This is a genomic window from Paenarthrobacter ureafaciens (genome assembly GCF_004028095.1).
Taxonomy (GTDB): domain Bacteria; phylum Actinomycetota; class Actinomycetes; order Actinomycetales; family Micrococcaceae; genus Arthrobacter; species Arthrobacter ureafaciens.
Genome location: NZ_SBHM01000007.1, coordinates 2,544,002 through 2,559,145, shown reverse-complemented (window position 1 = coordinate 2,559,145; position 15,144 = coordinate 2,544,002). Strand labels below are relative to the sequence as shown.

14 protein-coding genes and 1 tRNA gene are annotated in these 15,144 nt (G+C 64.1%); 6 read left to right on the top strand and 9 right to left on the bottom strand.

Annotated features, from left to right (window positions below; all coding sequences use genetic code 11):
* Positions 1–27: 27 nt before the first annotated feature.
* Complete coding sequence (locus tag AUR_RS16165; protein WP_062095684.1) at positions 28–1,266, top strand: acetyl-CoA C-acetyltransferase; 1,239 nt, start codon at positions 28–30, stop codon at positions 1,264–1,266.
* Positions 1,267–1,382: 116 nt separating this feature from the next.
* On the opposite strand, the gene AUR_RS16160 is transcribed toward AUR_RS16165, so the two are convergent.
* On the bottom strand, positions 1,383–2,306 hold the full coding sequence (locus AUR_RS16160) for a Bax inhibitor-1/YccA family protein (RefSeq protein WP_062095683.1): 924 nt from the start codon (positions 2,304–2,306) through the stop codon (positions 1,383–1,385).
* A gap of 390 nt (positions 2,307–2,696) precedes the next feature.
* Between AUR_RS16160 and AUR_RS16155 the strand changes: the two genes are divergently transcribed.
* The 5 genes from AUR_RS16155 (at position 2,697) to AUR_RS16135 (ending at position 7,750) form a co-directional block, all read left to right on the top strand.
* A complete protein-coding gene (locus AUR_RS16155) occupies positions 2,697–3,974 on the top strand; it encodes a branched-chain amino acid ABC transporter permease (protein ID WP_021471516.1) in 1,278 nt (425 codons plus the stop codon).
* Between the two features lie 9 nt (positions 3,975–3,983).
* Positions 3,984–4,952, top strand: a complete 969-nt coding sequence (locus AUR_RS16150; RefSeq protein WP_021471517.1) for a branched-chain amino acid ABC transporter permease — start codon at positions 3,984–3,986, stop codon at positions 4,950–4,952.
* Positions 4,953–5,017: 65 nt separating this feature from the next.
* Positions 5,018–5,971 carry an ABC transporter ATP-binding protein gene (locus AUR_RS16145; RefSeq protein ID WP_370583587.1) on the top strand — a complete coding sequence of 318 codons (954 nt, stop codon included), beginning with the start codon at positions 5,018–5,020 and terminating at the stop codon, positions 5,969–5,971.
* Complete coding sequence (locus tag AUR_RS16140; RefSeq protein WP_021471519.1) at positions 5,968–6,738, top strand: ABC transporter ATP-binding protein; 771 nt, start codon at positions 5,968–5,970, stop codon at positions 6,736–6,738. Before AUR_RS16145 ends, AUR_RS16140 begins: the two co-directional genes overlap by 4 nt.
* Before the next feature lie 154 nt (positions 6,739–6,892).
* Positions 6,893–7,750, top strand: a complete 858-nt coding sequence (locus AUR_RS16135) for a phosphotransferase (RefSeq protein WP_062095681.1) — start codon at positions 6,893–6,895, stop codon at positions 7,748–7,750.
* A 110-nt stretch (positions 7,751–7,860) separates the two neighbouring features.
* Here the strand turns inward: AUR_RS16135 and AUR_RS16130 are convergent, their stop codons facing one another.
* The 8 genes from AUR_RS16130 to AUR_RS16100 all read right to left on the bottom strand — a co-directional run bounded on the left by AUR_RS16130 (position 7,861) and on the right by AUR_RS16100 (position 15,083).
* Complete coding sequence (locus tag AUR_RS16130; RefSeq protein ID WP_021471521.1) at positions 7,861–9,222, bottom strand: ABC transporter substrate-binding protein; 1,362 nt, start codon at positions 9,220–9,222, stop codon at positions 7,861–7,863.
* A 220-nt stretch (positions 9,223–9,442) separates the two neighbouring features.
* A tRNA-Leu gene (locus AUR_RS16125) sits at positions 9,443–9,516 on the bottom strand.
* Positions 9,517–9,553: 37 nt separating this feature from the next.
* The gene (locus AUR_RS20795) at positions 9,554–9,916 is read right to left on the bottom strand and encodes a GNAT family N-acetyltransferase (protein WP_338323862.1); all 363 of its coding nucleotides are present in this window, start codon (positions 9,914–9,916) and stop codon (positions 9,554–9,556) included.
* Positions 9,894–10,475 carry an ACT domain-containing protein gene (locus AUR_RS20790; protein WP_321171940.1) on the bottom strand — a complete coding sequence of 194 codons (582 nt, stop codon included), beginning with the start codon at positions 10,473–10,475 and terminating at the stop codon, positions 9,894–9,896. The genes AUR_RS20795 and AUR_RS20790 overlap by 23 nt, the downstream gene beginning before the upstream one ends.
* Before the next feature lie 100 nt (positions 10,476–10,575).
* The gene (locus AUR_RS16115; protein ID WP_031216240.1) at positions 10,576–12,027 is read right to left on the bottom strand and encodes an NAD(P)/FAD-dependent oxidoreductase; all 1,452 of its coding nucleotides are present in this window, start codon (positions 12,025–12,027) and stop codon (positions 10,576–10,578) included.
* Positions 12,028–12,061: 34 nt separating this feature from the next.
* Positions 12,062–13,444 carry a S8 family serine peptidase gene (locus tag AUR_RS16110; protein ID WP_031216241.1) on the bottom strand — a complete coding sequence of 461 codons (1,383 nt, stop codon included), beginning with the start codon at positions 13,442–13,444 and terminating at the stop codon, positions 12,062–12,064.
* Complete coding sequence (locus AUR_RS16105) at positions 13,441–14,394, bottom strand: Ppx/GppA phosphatase family protein (protein WP_021471525.1); 954 nt, start codon at positions 14,392–14,394, stop codon at positions 13,441–13,443. The genes AUR_RS16110 and AUR_RS16105 overlap by 4 nt, the downstream gene beginning before the upstream one ends.
* On the bottom strand, positions 14,391–15,083 hold the full coding sequence (locus tag AUR_RS16100) for a DUF501 domain-containing protein (protein WP_021471526.1): 693 nt from the start codon (positions 15,081–15,083) through the stop codon (positions 14,391–14,393). The genes AUR_RS16105 and AUR_RS16100 overlap by 4 nt, the downstream gene beginning before the upstream one ends.
* Positions 15,084–15,144: the final 61 nt, after the last annotated feature.

Sequence of the window (15,144 nt, the reverse complement as noted above, 5' to 3'; positions counted from 1 at the left end):
CCCGCACCGCGGGCGTAAGCTGGGGCAATGACTGAGGCTGTGATTGTTTCCACCGCCAGGAGCCCCATCGGGCGGGCCTTCAAGGGCTCCCTGAAGGACGAGCGCCCGGACGATCTTGCCACCGCCATGGTGGAAGCCGCCCTGGCCAAACTGCCCGGATTCGATCCCGGCGCCGAGGATGGCCATGGCTTGGACGATCTCCTGCTGGGCTGCGCAGAACCGAGCGGTGAGGCCGGCTCCAACATGGCCCGCGTCGTCGGCGTCCTCGCCGGGCTTGACCATGTTCCGGGCGCCACCATCAACCGCTTCTGCGCGTCCAGCCTGCAGACCCTGCGGATGGCCTTCCATGCCATCAAGGCCGGCGAAGCGCACGCGATCGTGTCCGCTGGCGTAGAAGCTGTATCCCGTTACCGGGACTGGGCCGGGGCCGGGGAAACGGACGCAGCCAACCACAACCCGGCCTTTGAATCTGCCGCCCAGCGGACCGCCGCCCGCGCGGCGTCGAACATTCCGTGGACCGACCCCCGCCTCGGCGGACGGCTGCCCGACGTGTACATTTCCATGGGCCAAACGGCCGAGAACGTGGCGACGTCGTACGGCATCAGCAGGGCCGAACAGGACGAATGGGGCGTGCTGAGCCAGAACCGGGCAGAGGCTGCCATCGCTTCGGGCTTCTATGCCCGCGAAATCACTCCGTACACCCGCAAGGACGGATCAGTGGTGGATCGCGACGATTCGCCCCGGCCCGGCGTGACGCTGGAGGCGGTCTCGGCCCTGCAACCGGTCTTCCGGACCGAAGGCACAGTGACCGCGGGCAATGCGTGCCCGCTGAATGACGGAGCCGCGGCCATGGTGGTCATGAGCGATGCCAGGGCCCGCGAGTTGGAACTTGAACCCCTGGCGCGGGTGGTCTCCACGGGCGTCAGCGCACTCTCCCCCGAACTCATGGGCATGGGCCCCGTTGAATCCACGCGCCGCGCGCTGGCCACAGCCGGGCTCACTATGGCGGACATCGACCTGGTGGAACTCAATGAAGCCTTCGCAGTGCAGGTGATCGCGAGCGCGAGGGAGCTCGGCATCGATCCGGAAAAGCTCAACGTCCACGGCGGAGCCATTGCCTTGGGCCACCCCTTCGGCATGACCGGGGCCCGGATGGCTACCACCCTGATCAACGGCCTGCAGGAACGCGACAAAACCCTGGGCCTGGCCACACTGTGCGTGGGCGGCGGACAAGGAATGGCCGTGGTGCTGGAACGCCTGCGCTAGCCGCGAGGAGCTGGCTCCCGGCCCCCCAAGCGCCGTCAGGCCGGCTCTCAGCCGCGTGCTGGTACAACAATGCCCCCGAAGACTCTTCGGGGGCATTGCGTTGCTTGGGACCGGGGCTAGTCGTCGCCGCGCAGGATTGCCAAAAGCCGGATGATTTCGACGTACAGCCACACCAGGGTGACCGTCAGGCCGAAGGCAGCCGTCCAGGAGTAGCGTTCCGGAGCGCCTGCACGAACGCCCTCCTCGATGCTGGTGAAGTCCATGATCAAGGAGAAGGCTGCAAGGCCGATCGCAAGGATGCCGATGAAGACGCCCAGCGGAATGCCGAAGATTTCAACGCTGGTGCGCAGGCCGAACGGCTCCTGCACGGCGCCGGTCCACATCATCACCAGGTTGATCAGGGCGAATACTGCGTAGCCGATGGTGGCGATCATGAAGAAGCGGACCATCTTGGGGGTCGCACGGACCTTGCCGCTCTTGAAGAGGGCCAGGGTCACGCCGAAGACGGCCAAGGTGCCGATGACTGCCTGCAGGCCAACGCCCGGGTACATGGCGTCAAGGAAGCGGGTTAGGCCACCCAGGAAGAGACCTTCGAGGCCGGCATACGCGAGGATCAGCGCGGGCGAAGGCTGCTTCTTGAAGGTGTTGACCAGGGCCAGGACGAAACCGCCCAGGGCGCCGACGATCATGAGCATGGTGGCCATGGCCGGTGCCACGAAGAGCGTGACTCCGGCACCAAGCACCAGGACAACAAGGCACATGACGGTCTTCATGATGACGTCGTCGTACGTCATCCGTCCGGTGTCGGCCGGGCCTGCCGCAGGCTGGTTGTACATCTGCTGCAGTTGCTCGTTGGTCATGTTCTGCTGCTGCGCAGACCAAGCGGCGTGGCCGTCCATGACCTGGCTCGGAGCACGTCCGGGGGCCTGGTTGAACTGCTGACCGTAGGAGTTGCCATACGGATTCTGCGGTACAGGCGGGGCCTGCTTCGCTCCACGGAAATTCTTTCCGTTGAAGATCGGGTTTCCGCCAAGGGCCATTGCGGGTGTCCTCCTGAGAAAGGGCTAAGTGATAATTTACGGTACCAATTACCACGACCGGACGGCAGGGATAGTTCCCTGCCGTCCCCAGCCGCAACCGAAACGTGATCCGCACCCTTGTTGCCCGTGGCGGCACAGTTGTTATCCGATCGCGATCTTCGCGCGCCTGACGTGGACCTTTTTCAATCCCACCGGGCGGTAACATAGGCCACACGCGGGTGACTTGGATCACATTCGAGGCAACTAAGTATGACCGTTTTCCGAGCCCCCTAACCGTTCGCACCGGCCGCAATGGCGCAGCCGGGACCACCCCCACTGTGGAGGTTTTCCATTTTGAGAAGCACACTGCGCGACCCGTCTACCAGACGGTCCAGAGGACTGCAGAGATCCGTGGGGGCGTTCTTTGCCGCCCTCATTGCCGTTCTGCTGATCGCCGCCCCCGCGGCGCAGGCAACTACCCCTTCGCCTTCGCCGTCAGCCACCAATTTCCAAAACAGCATCAGCGGCTTCCTCCGCGATGACAGCCGGAATCCCCTGTCGGGCGTCAAAATCAAGGCAACCGGCAACGGATTCGAAGGCGAGGCCACCTCAAGCGAGAACGGATCCTGGCGCATCGGTGTTCCGGTCCAGGGCACCTACAAGGTCGAACTGGACGAATCCACCCTTCCGGACGGCATCAAGCTTGCGGACGGTCAAGAGAATCCCCGCGATGTCACCTTCAGCCAGACGTCCAACCTGTCCGTGATCTTCGCCTTCGGCGAAGGCATCGTGGTCCAGCAACAGGACTTCGGACAAAACCTGCTCAACCGCCTTGTGGCGGGCTTGAGCTTCGGCCTCCTGCTTGCCTTGGCGTCCGTGGGGCTTTCCCTCATCTTCGGCACCACGGGCCTGACCAACTTCGCCCACGGCGAGATGGTAACCCTGGGCGCCGTGCTCGTGTTCCTTTTCAATGGACTCGGATTCCCCTTCTGGCTCGCCATCCTCCTGGCGCTGCTGGGCGGCGGCCTCTTCGGTTACGCCCAGGACGCGGGCCTCTGGCGTCCGCTGCGGCGCCGCGGTACGGGCCTCGTTCCCATGATGATCGTGAGCATCGGCCTGGCGTTGGCCGTCCGCTACGTCATCCAGTTCTTCTTTGGCGGCGCCACGCAGCAGCTGCCGGGGGCACAGAGCGCGGAGATCCAGATCGGCCCCGTCTCCATTTCCCCCAACAACCTGTGGTCCCTCATCATCAGCGCCGTCGTCATTGCCGTGATCGGCATCGTTCTTTTGAAGACGAGGCTCGGCAAGGCAACCCGTGCTGTCGCTGACAATCCGGCACTGGCCGCAGCCTCGGGCATCGACGTCGACTCCGTCATCCGCATCGTATGGGTAACGGGCGGCATCCTCGCCTCCCTCGGCGGCATCCTCTGGGCCTACTACCGCCCCGGCGTCACGTTCGACATGGGCTCCCAGATCCTGCTGCTCATCTTCGCCGGCGTTACCCTCGGTGGCCTTGGAACCGTCTTCGGTGCCCTGATCGGTTCCATCGTGGTGGGAATCTTCGTGGAGCTGACAACAGTGTTCGGCCTTCCCGCCGACCTCAAGTACGTTGGCGCCCTGTTCATCATGATCGTTGTCCTTTTGTTCCGACCGCAGGGCATCCTCGGCCGGCGTGAGCGTGTGGGTTAGGAGCGGGCCATGGATTTCGGATTCATTTTTTCCAGCGCCCTTGGCGAAATTTACAGTCCGACGACGGCGGCCTACGCACTTGCCGCTTTGGGCCTTGCGGTCCACTTCGGCTACTCGGGCCTGCTGAACTTCGGCCAGGCAGGCTTCATGGCCGTAGGTGCCTACGGCTTCGCGATCTCAACCCTGACGTTCAAGGCTCCGTTCTTCGTAGCACTGCTGATCGCCATTCTCTGCTCGGTCATCTTCGCCTTCATCCTCGGCATACCCACACTGCGCCTCCGGGCCGACTACCTGGCTATCGTGACCATCGCATCGGCGGAAATCGTCCGCTACGTGGTGACCACCAACCAGCTGACCAGCGTGACAGGTTCAGCCAATGGCCTGGCAGCCTTCGAAGGCGACTTCTACTCAATGAACCCCTTCCCGGAGGGGTCCTACCTGGGCATGAACAACAGGGACTTCTTCATCCGCGTCGTCGGATGGACCCTGGTGATCATCTGCTGCCTCCTCGTCTGGCTCCTGATGCGCAGCCCTTGGGGCCGCGTGCTTAAGGGCATCCGCGAGGACGAGAATGCGGTGCGCTCGCTCGGCAAGAACGTCTACGCCTACAAGATGCAAGCGCTCGTCATCGGCGGTGTCCTTGGCGCCCTGGCCGGCATGATTTTCACGCTCCCCCGCGGCGCCGTCCAGCCGTCCAACTATGGAACCGAACTGACGTTCTTCCTGTGGACCTGCCTCCTGCTCGGCGGCATGGCTACGGTGCTCGGGCCGGTGATCGGCGCCATGATCTTCTGGGTTGTCCTGTCCCTGACCCAGAGCATCCTGTACGGCCTCATCGAGTCGGGTGCCATCACGTGGCTGACCACTGTCCAAGCAGGCCAGTTGCGGTACATCCTTGTAGGTGTAGCCCTGATGCTCCTGATGATCTTCCGCCCGCAAGGCGTCTTCGGCAATAAGAAGGAGCTTGCATTCGCATGAGTGAAAGCAACAACCAAACCAGCCCCGGAATCGGCGGCTCCGGAACAACGGAGAACGTCGACTACATGACCGACACCCGCCCGATCGCCGTCGGCGAGAACACTCCCGGGTGCAAGAAACGCGATCCTATTGTGGTGGCGGAGAATGTCACGCGATCCTTCGGCGGCATTAACGCCGTCGACGTCGAGTACCTCGAGATTCCCCGGCACAAGATCACTGCTTTGATCGGCCCCAACGGCGCGGGCAAAACCACGCTGTTCAACCTGTTGACCGGCTTCGACACCCCCAACTCCGGTCAGTGGCAGTTCGAGGGCAACAGCCTGGCGGGCGTCTCCTCCTACAAGGTGGCGCGCATGGGCATGGTCCGGACCTTCCAGCTCACCAAAGTGATGGGCAAGCTGACGGTCATGGAAAACATGCGCCTGGGCGCTGCCAACCAGCCCGGAGAACGGTTGTCCAAGGCCCTCTTCAAGGGTATGTGGGGCGGCCGTGAGAAGGAGATCACCGCGCAGGCCAACGTCCTGCTGGAGAAGTTCAAGCTGGACGCCAAGAAGGACGACTACGCCGCTTCCCTGTCCGGTGGCCAGAGGAAGCTCCTGGAAATGGCACGCTCCCTCATGGTCCGTCCCAAGCTGGTCATGCTGGACGAGCCCATGGCCGGCGTCAATCCTGCCCTGACCCAGTCGCTGCTGGACCACATCAAGAACCTCAAGGCCGAGGGCATGACCGTGCTCTTCGTGGAGCACGACATGAACATGGTGCGCCACATCGCCGACTGGGTGGTGGTCATGGCCGAAGGCAAGGTGGTGGCTGAGGGCCCTCCAGGGGAAGTCATGAAGAACCCCGCCGTGATCGACGCCTACCTCGGCGCCCACCACGACGTCGACCTGGGCGACGCCCAAGGTATCAAGGAACTCGAAGCCGAACTCGTTGCCGATGACGAGTCGGTAGTGGGAACCGAGGACGCCGGCATCCTGTCCACCGACGTCACCGAAACCAAACAGGAGGAGGGCAAGTGAGCGCCACCAGTGCCATGCCTGCCGCCGCAGGCAGTCCCACGGAAGAAGCCGTCGTCAAGGTTACCGACCTCGTGGCTGGCTACCTGCCGGGCGTCAATATCCTCAACGGATGCAGCATTGAAGCCCGGAAGGGCGAATTGATCGGAATCATCGGTCCCAACGGTGCCGGCAAGTCCACTCTTCTGAAGGCGATGTTCGGGCTGGTCAAGGTCCACTCAGGCACTGTCGTGGTGCGTGGCAAGGACCTTACGGGCCTCAAAGCCAACAAACTGGTGACGCAGGGTGTGGGCTTCGTACCGCAGACCAACAACGTCTTCTCCACCCTCACCATCGAGGAGAACCTCCAGATGGGCCTGTTCCAGAGGCCCAAGGTATTCAACGAGCGCTTCGACTTTGTCACCAGCCTCTTCCCCGAACTCGGCAAGCGGCGTGCGCAGCGTGCAGGCTCGCTGTCCGGCGGTGAACGGCAGATGGTGGCCATGGGCCGTGCCCTCATGATGGACCCGGCCGTGCTGCTCCTGGACGAGCCCTCGGCCGGCCTCTCCCCCGTCAAGCAGGACGAGACATTCCTGCGCGTCCACGAGATCAACCGTGCCGGCGTCTCGGTGATCATGGTGGAACAGAACGCACGCCGCTGCCTGCAGATCTGCGACCGCGGATACGTCCTGGACCAGGGCAGGGACGCCTACACGGGCACCGGACGCGAACTGATGAAGGACCCGAAGGTCATCCAGCTCTACCTAGGCACCTTGGCCGACGAGGTCTAGCAAAGGCATCGCTCCACAGCCAAAGGAGGGGTTCCGGAATGACTCCCGGAACCCTTCCTTTCTGCGTTTGCGGGCTCTTGGCCCCCGAGAACCAATTGGCGGGTTCACAGTTCCCCACAACACCTCATCAACCGCGGGATGGCATGCTGGACCGATGACTGACGCAATTTCCAGCCGACAGTTGGAACTCTTGACGTCCTGGCTTGGTCACTTCACTGTGATCCAGGACCACTCCTGGCCGCTCCAGGACACTACCGTCCTGCAGTTGGAAACCGAGGATGGCCGGCACGTTACGGTGAAGGCCAGCCTGACCAGCCACCACATCCGCCGTGAAATCAAGGCGTACGCCCGTGGGCTGCCCGGCCTTCGCGGCAGGATTCCTGACCTTTTGCACTCCGCACCGGATGCCGGCCTGTTGGTCACCGGATTCCTGCCCGGCACGCTGGTAGCCGGGACCGCTGCAGAACATGAATCGGATACCTATTACCAAGCCGGCAAGCTCCTTGCACGGCTGCATCGGCCGGCGGGAACATCCGCGAGTTACTTGCGCTCGATGGCGCTCAGGACTTCTGCGATCATCGAGCGCCTGGACGGCCTTGTGACCGCACCCGTGCTGCGCCGCGTGGCTGAGGAGCTTGCCGCCGTCGAGGTTTACCCTGTTGAGTTGGTGACCACCCACGGTGATTTCCAACCCAGGAACTGGCTGTACGACGACGGCGCGGTGAAAGTAATCGACTTTGGCCGCGCGGACCTGCGCCCGTGGGTCCACGACGTGGTCCGCCTCAGCCACCAGCAGTTCCGGACAAACCCGGAACTTGAGGCGGCTTTTCATCACGGGTTCGGGCGGCTCGTCAGGACCCCGGAAGAGGCCGGCGTGTGGCGCCTCGAGAACCTGAACCAAGCCGTCGGAACCGTGGTCTGGGCACATCAGGTGGGAGACCAGGCCTTCGAACAGCAAGGTGTCCTCATGCTTGAAAGGGTGTTGGAAGGCTTCGAACCGTTCGCTTCCTGAACCGGCCGCGTACCGCCACGACCCACTTTGCAGACGTCAGCGCCCAACACGCCCAACGGGTCCCCCTCCGGCTGGAAGGGGACCCGTGTGGTTACTGAGGAGCGTGCGGCTTAGAGCTTGCCGAACTCTTCACGAACCGGCTTGTAGGTGTTGTCATCCTGGTATTCGTAGATACCGATGTACGCCTCGGTGGGGTCACCGGCGTCGGAGAAGGTCACAGGACCGGACTGGCCGTCGTAGTCGATGTCCTTGCCTTCGCGAAGGAGCGTCACGCAAGCAGCGTAGCTGTTGCACTTTTCGCCGCCCTCGGAGACTTCCTTCAGCTTGGCTGCGATGTCCGGACCCTTGGTGCTCTTGGCAGCCTCGGCGGCCAGGGAGATCAGGTTCACGGCGTCGTAGGACTCACCTGCGTAGCTGTAATCCTTCAGGGCGGGATCGATGGCCAGGAGCTTCTGCTTGAAGGCGTCCTTGGCGAAGGTACCCGGGATGGTGCCCTGGGCGCCCTTCAAGGTGCCTGCCTGGAAGTCCTTGCTGTAGTCGGAAGTGTTTCCGTCAACCATGAACAGCTGCGTCGGCTTGATGCCCTTGCCGGTGATCAGCGGAACGATGCTCTTGGCCTGGTCGAAGGTGATCAGGGCAATGGCATCCGGCTTGGCTGCGAGGACCTTGTCCACCTGGCTGCTGAACTGCGAGTCGCCTTCGTTGAACAGTTCCTCAGCCACAACCTTGCCGCCGGCAGCCTCGAAGGCTTCCTTGACGTTCTTCTGCAGGCCGGTTCCGTAAGCGTCGTTAAGCACGATCATGCCAACGGTCTGGGCTCCACAGGTGGCCATGTAGTTGCCGAGGACCTTGCCCTGCAGGACGTCGGAAGGCGCAGTACGCCAGTACAGCCCCTTGTCATCCCACGTAGTGAAGTCCGGCGAGGTGTTGGCCGGCGAGAACTGGATGACACCGGCACCCGTGATCTGGTTGATGACGGTCTTGGAGACACCCGAGGAGGCTGCACCGATGATGGCGCTGACTCCCTGGCCCAGGAGGGCGGTGGTGGACTGCGTAGCGATATCGGTCTTGGTATCACCGGAGTCACGGTGGATTACCTCGACGGGAGCACCGAGCACGCCGCCTGCATCATTGACTTCCTTGATGCCGAGGTTTACACCGGCAATTTCGGGCGGGCCAAGGAACGCCAGCGACCCCGTTGTCGGCAGGAGCGATCCAATCTTGAGCGGAGTGGAGGTAGTGGTGGTCGAGGGAGGTACGGGGCCAGAGTTGGTAGCGGCCTGGCTGTTGCCTGCACCCGCCCCTCCACTGGGTGCCGGGCAGGAAATGCCTGCTGCGGCGGCCGAGCTGGAGCCGGTATTGGACTGGCTCGGCGTTGAAGACCCGCCACAGGCTGTGGCGAGCAGAGCGACCCCAATGCCAAGCGCTGTCAGCTTGGCGGCCCGGGGCGCCGCTTGGGAAAGATCAAACATTCGTTGTCTCCTCGATCGAAAGGTGCGAACCGCCTTTGATGCGATAACTCAGGTATTCCTGATTAAGACTCAAACTAGTGCAATTGATCAGGGAAAATAAGTGATTGAGGTCACATCCCTATAACACTCGTTGCCTGTGGGGAATCTACGAGCCAGCTGGGAAAACTCTTCAAAAAGAAAGCGGGAAAGGGAAGCGGATTTCCGCTTCCCTTTCCCGTTGTGCCCCAGGTGGGACTCGAACCCACAACACGCGGATTTTAAGTCCGCTGCCTCTGCCAATTGGGCTACTGGGGCGCCCGGACCATGTTATCCCAGCTGAAGATGTCCTGCGCTAAAGGCGCTCAAACGGCGCCGCGTAGCGGAAGGTTCCCCGCACGCCGTCGGGCCATGCCGGAAGCCGCAACAACTGGAAGTGGTCGCCCCACGCGGCGTCCGGCGGAGCGACGCCAACGGTTGCCGCCGGGACGTAGCCGAAGCGCGGGTAGTAGCTGGTACTTCCCAGCAAAGCGATTCCGCGCTCCCCTGCCGCTGTGGCCCGCAGCGTGGTCTCGCGCATCAGCGCAGAACCGATCCCCCGCCGCTGGAGCGTGGGCTCCACCGCTATCGGCCCGAGGCCAAGGAGTTCCAGGTCCCCCACCCATGCCCGGGTACTGATGACGTGCCCCACGATCTCACCGGCGATTTCCGCCACGATGCTCAGGTTCGGAATGTATTCGTCGCACTCGAAGAGCTCCCGCAGCAGGCCCCCCCTCCACTGGCGTACCTTGGACGGGTTCCCCCGTGACCGGCGAAACGGAGAACGCCTTCGCGGCGAGTTCCAGGATGGCCGCACGATCCTCCAGGCGTTCGTCCCTCAGCACTATTCCGCGTCCCAGCAGGCGGAGCACATCAAGGGCGCGTCCGGCCTCGGCAGCCGGCACCAGCAGGTGGTCGTGGTGGAAGCCGGCCAGGACGTTGCAGCTGATGCCGGCATGGGTGAGGGCCGAACTGACCGCAGCAGTCAGTCCAACAGCTTCCAGGGCCGAATGGATCTGCAAGGTGATCCATGCAGCCACGAAGTCATAGTGCAGGCCAAGCCGGTCCGCTTCGTCGCGCCGCAGAACCACGGTCAGGCCCTCCGCTTCCCGGACCGCAGCCTCGATGTCGCCTTCCAGCGGCTTTCCGTGCGGCCACAGTGCGTAGACGTAGTCGCCCTCGCGGACAACGGGTTGCATGGATTCGAGAAGTGTTTCCAAGTCAGTTTCGCCGGGCATGCGTACAGTCTAGGCGCGCCCGCCACGGTGTGACGGCGAGGCGTTAAACGTCGACGGCGGCCACTCCCCCTCAGGGGAGCAGCCGCCGTCGTGCTTCTTGCTACTTGGCGTCAGCCGTTACCGGGGTCTTGACCTCGGCGGGCTTGGCTTCAGCAGGTGCGGGAGCGGCAGCAGCCGGCTTCGGGGCCGGGGTCGCCGCGGCCACGAACGCACCGCGCGGGTTGTCCAGGTCCATCAGCTGCGTGGTGTCGCGGCCGGCGAAGAAGGCCAGGATCCAGCCGAAGACCACGCGGAACTTGCGCTCAACAGTGGGCATGGCCATGCCGTGGTAGCCACGGTGTGCCAACCAGGCGAGTCCGCCCTTGAGGCCGATGCGGCCCAGCAGGTTGATGTTCGCAACACCCTTCCACTCGCCGAAGCCGGCTACAGCACCAAGGTTCTTGTGCTTGTAATCGTGCAACGGCTTGTCCCAGCGGGAAGCCCAGAGGTTCTTGGCGAGCTTCTTGGCCTGGCGAAGTGCGTGCTGTGCGTTCGGTACGCAGGTACCGTCCGGGAGGCCCTTGCCGGTCAGGTCCGGAACAGCGGCGATGTCGCCGGCAGCCCAGGCGTTCTCGATGATGCCTTCGTCGCCTGCAATGCGCAGGTCCGGGAGGACGCGGACGCGGCCACGGGGTTCGAGCGGGAAGTCGGTGGAGCGGATCATCGGGTTGGCCTGCACGCCTGCAGCCCAGACCAGGGTGTCTGCTTCGATTTCACCGGCGGAGGTCTTGTCCGGGAGGTTGATGAGCTTGAGGTTGCCTTCGGCGCTGTCCAGCGAGGTGTTCAGCAGGACCTCGATGCCGCGGCTGCGGAGGTGTTCCACAACCCACTCGGCCTGGGAAGCGGTGACCTCGGGCATGATGCGGCCCATGGCTTCGACCAGGATGAAGCGGACTTCCTCCTGGCGGATGCGCGGGTTGTTGCGCACAGCTGCGCGGGCGAGGTCTTCCATTTCGGTGAGGCACTCGATGCCGGCGAAGCCGCCGCCAACAACCACGAACGTCAGGGCCTTGGCACGTGCGGCCGGGTCCGTCATGGTGGATGCGGCTTCGATGCGCTCAAGGAGCTTGTTGCGCAGTGCAACTGCTTCCTCGATGGTCTTCAGGCCGATGCCCTTGTCCGCGAGGCCCTTGATGGGGAAGGTACGGGTGATGGCACCAGCGGCCATGACGACGTCGAAGTACGGGATCTCAAACGGAGCGCCGCCGTCCGAGGGCGCAACCACAGCGGTGCGGTTGGCGTGGTCGATGCTGGTGACGCGGCCCTGGATGAGCTCAGTCTGCTTCAGGTGCTGACGGTGGGAGACAACGGCGTGGCGTGCCTCGATGTTGCCGCCGGCTACCTCGGGGAGGAACGGCTGGTAGGTCATGTAGGGCAGTGGATCCACGACGGTGACGATGCCACCTGCATTCGCGATCTTCTTCTGCAGTTTGAGTGCTACGTACAGGCCGACGTAGCCGCCGCCGACGACGAGAACCCGGGGACGGTCAATGAGCTCTGGGGTGGTTGCCATGACACCAGAGTACATTACTTTGTGAAAATCTTCACTAACTACGTTTGGTAGGTGGATCCACCGCTTCCATGACGCCGGTATCGGCCTCCTCCGGCGTCGCCGGCGGGTTTTTATAAGCCCGGCGCAACTGGATTGCGGCACCGGCAATGATGGCGATGAACAAGGCGCCGAAACCAAGCACGACGGCGGCCGGCAGAGCATCGTCGACCGTCGCCGGAGCCTGCGCCACGGGAACGGTGGGGTCCGCCAAGGTGGGAGGCGCGCTGGTGGGACTCTCGACCGGAGCCTGGGTCGGAGCGCTGAGGTCGCCGCGTCGATGGACCCTGATCCAATCGCCGATGGAGCCCAACGGGTTGGTGCTGGTTGTGGGGACGGTTCCCTTCAAAGCAGCCTCGGCATCAAGGATCCCGTAGCCGTACAACGGGTCCTTGCCCGGGGCGCCTGCATCCTTGGCGGTGCTCACGATCCGGTTGATGACCTGCGCTGCACTCATCTCCGGCCACTTGGACCGGATCAGGGCGGCGACCCCGGAAACGATGGGCGCTGCACCCGAGGTTCCGGCCCACTCGGCGTAGCCGCCGCCGGGGATGCCGCCCACGAGGTCTTCAGCGGGGGCTGCTACACCGATGCTGATGCCCTGGGAGGAGGAATCCACGCTGGCTTTGCCGTCGCCGTCCAGGCCTGCGACCGTGAGGACCCCGGGGATGGTGGCGGGTGCGCCCACCTGGACGTTGCCGCCAACCCGGTTCCCGGCGGCAGCAACGATGACGACGTCCTTTTGTTCGGCGTAAAGGAAGGCCGCGTCCCAACTCTGAGGCCAGTCCGGAGACGTGCTGCCCAAGGAAATGTTGATGACCTTCGCACCGTTGTCCACGGCCCAGCGGACGGCATCCGGGATTTGTTCCTGGTCCGTTTTTCCGCCGGGGTTCGGCGAGCCAAGCCACGTTGAGACGGACAGAAGTTCGGCTTCCGGCGCTACGCCCACTATCCCGTCAGGCCCTCCCGCAGGTGGCGTCGTGGGGGCCGCTGACGGCGAGGCGGACGGGGAAGCCGTAGGCGTTGTGTGTCCGCGGCCGGCCAGCATGGTGGCCACCAATGTGCCGTGCTCCGGTTTGGCGCCGATGCTCTTCTGGCCGTTCGGCGCTCCCGCTTTCGAGGCATCAGCGCCGCCGGTGACAACTCCCTTGAGGTCCGGGTGGTTGCCGTCAACACCGCTGTCGATGATGGCTACCTTGACGCCGGCCCCTTTCGAGACCTGCCAGGCGTTGGTGATTCCCGATTCCTTGAGCCAGTGCTCTTTGTCCCGCCACGAGTCGGCCATCGCCGCCGGTGCGGTCGCCAGCGAGCCCACCAGCGCTCCCCCGGCCAGGAAGGCCGCGAGCGAGGCGGAAAGGCTGCGCCGGAACCGCATACTCATGCAGAACCCCGGATGCTTAGCGCAATGCCGTCCAGAATGTCGTGCTCGCTGGCCAACGCGCCATTGATGCGGCCGTTGCCCGTTTCGACCAATCGGGCGACGATGCGTCGCCACACCAGCGCGCCGGCTCCGATAACATCCACCCGGCCGGGGTGCATGTAGGGCAGGGCGGCACGATCGGCACGGCCCATGTTCAGCAGGTTGGTCGCAGCATCGCTGATGGTGGCGGAATCGAGGTAGGCGCCATGGATCCGGTTCGGCTGGTACTCGCTCAGGCCCAGGGCGTGGGCCGTGATGGTGGTAATGGAACCGGCAACACCCACGACGGCGGTGGCACGGTGGAAGGGAACGGTTTCCGCTGCGAGGTTGATGGCTGCGTCGACGTCGGCTTCTGCTGCTGCGATCTCTTCCGCGGTGGGAGGATCGCCCTTGAGGTGCCGTTCCGTAAGGCGCACGCAGCCGATGTCCACCGAACGGGCAGCGATGACGCCGTTGGAATCACCCAGGACGAACTCCGTGCTGCCGCCGCCAAGGTCCACCACCAGGACGGCGTCGTCGTCTTTGACAGGCAGCACGCTGCTGGCACCGGCGAAGGACAGGGAAGCTTCCTCCTCGCCGGAGATGACCTCGGGTTCCACACCAAGCAACCCGCGGATGCCATCGACGAAGACGTCCCGGTTCCGGGCGTCCCGCGTCGCCGACGTGGCGACGAAACGGACCTTGCCGGCGTCGTGCTTGTTGATGAGTTCCGCGTAATCCTTGGCGGCAGCGAAGGTCCGTTCAAGGGCCTCGGGAGCGAGCTCCCCGGTGGCGTCAACGCCTTGTCCCAGGCGGACCACGCGCATTTCGCGGACAACGTCAGCCAACGGCCCGGATCCCCCGTTGGGGGAATCGGCGATCAGCAGGCGGATCGAGTTGGTTCCACAGTCGATGGCGGCCACACGGCTCATGGATGCTCTTCCGTCGTTTCGGCAGTGGTGTCCTCAGGGGTCTTTGACTTGCGCACCGGGGCCGGCCGGCCAACGATGCCAGGCAAGCCCTGCGGGCCATGGCGGCTGAGATCCCTCGACGGGGCCTCACCCTCGGTGTCCCATGCGCCGTCGCAATAGCAGCGGTCCTTGGTCCACCACTCCGAGATGGCTTCCAGCGCTTCATCACCCAACGGGTTCACGCCGGGACCGGCCGCCAGGGAGTGGCCCACCAGGACATGCAGGCATTTCACGCGGGTGGGCATGCCGCCTGCCGAGACTCCGGCAATCTCCGGAACCGCACCCGTGCCGGAACGTTCGGCGATCTGGTCCCGGGCCTGGAGGTAGGATTCGTGGGCGCCGCGGTAAGACTCGGCGAGATCCGGCTCGGCGGACAGGCGGTCATTCATCCGGTTCATGAGCCCGGCTGCTTCCAGACGGGACACCGCCGACGTAATGACCGGGTGGGTCAGGTAGAACGTCGTGGGGAACGGGGTTCCGTTACTCAGCCGGGGTGCCGTGGCCGCAACCAGCGGATTGCCGCACACGCAACGGGCGGGGATCTCCACGACGTCACGGACGGGACGGCCGAGCTGGCGGCTCAGGACATCCAGGTCGTGTTCTGATGGCTGGCGGGATTCCTGCGGCAAGGCTGCCGTGTTTGCTTCCACTTGTGCTGCCAACCTTCCTGCCCTTTGTGGTCGCCTCCCCGGAGGGCACGACGGCGGCGGG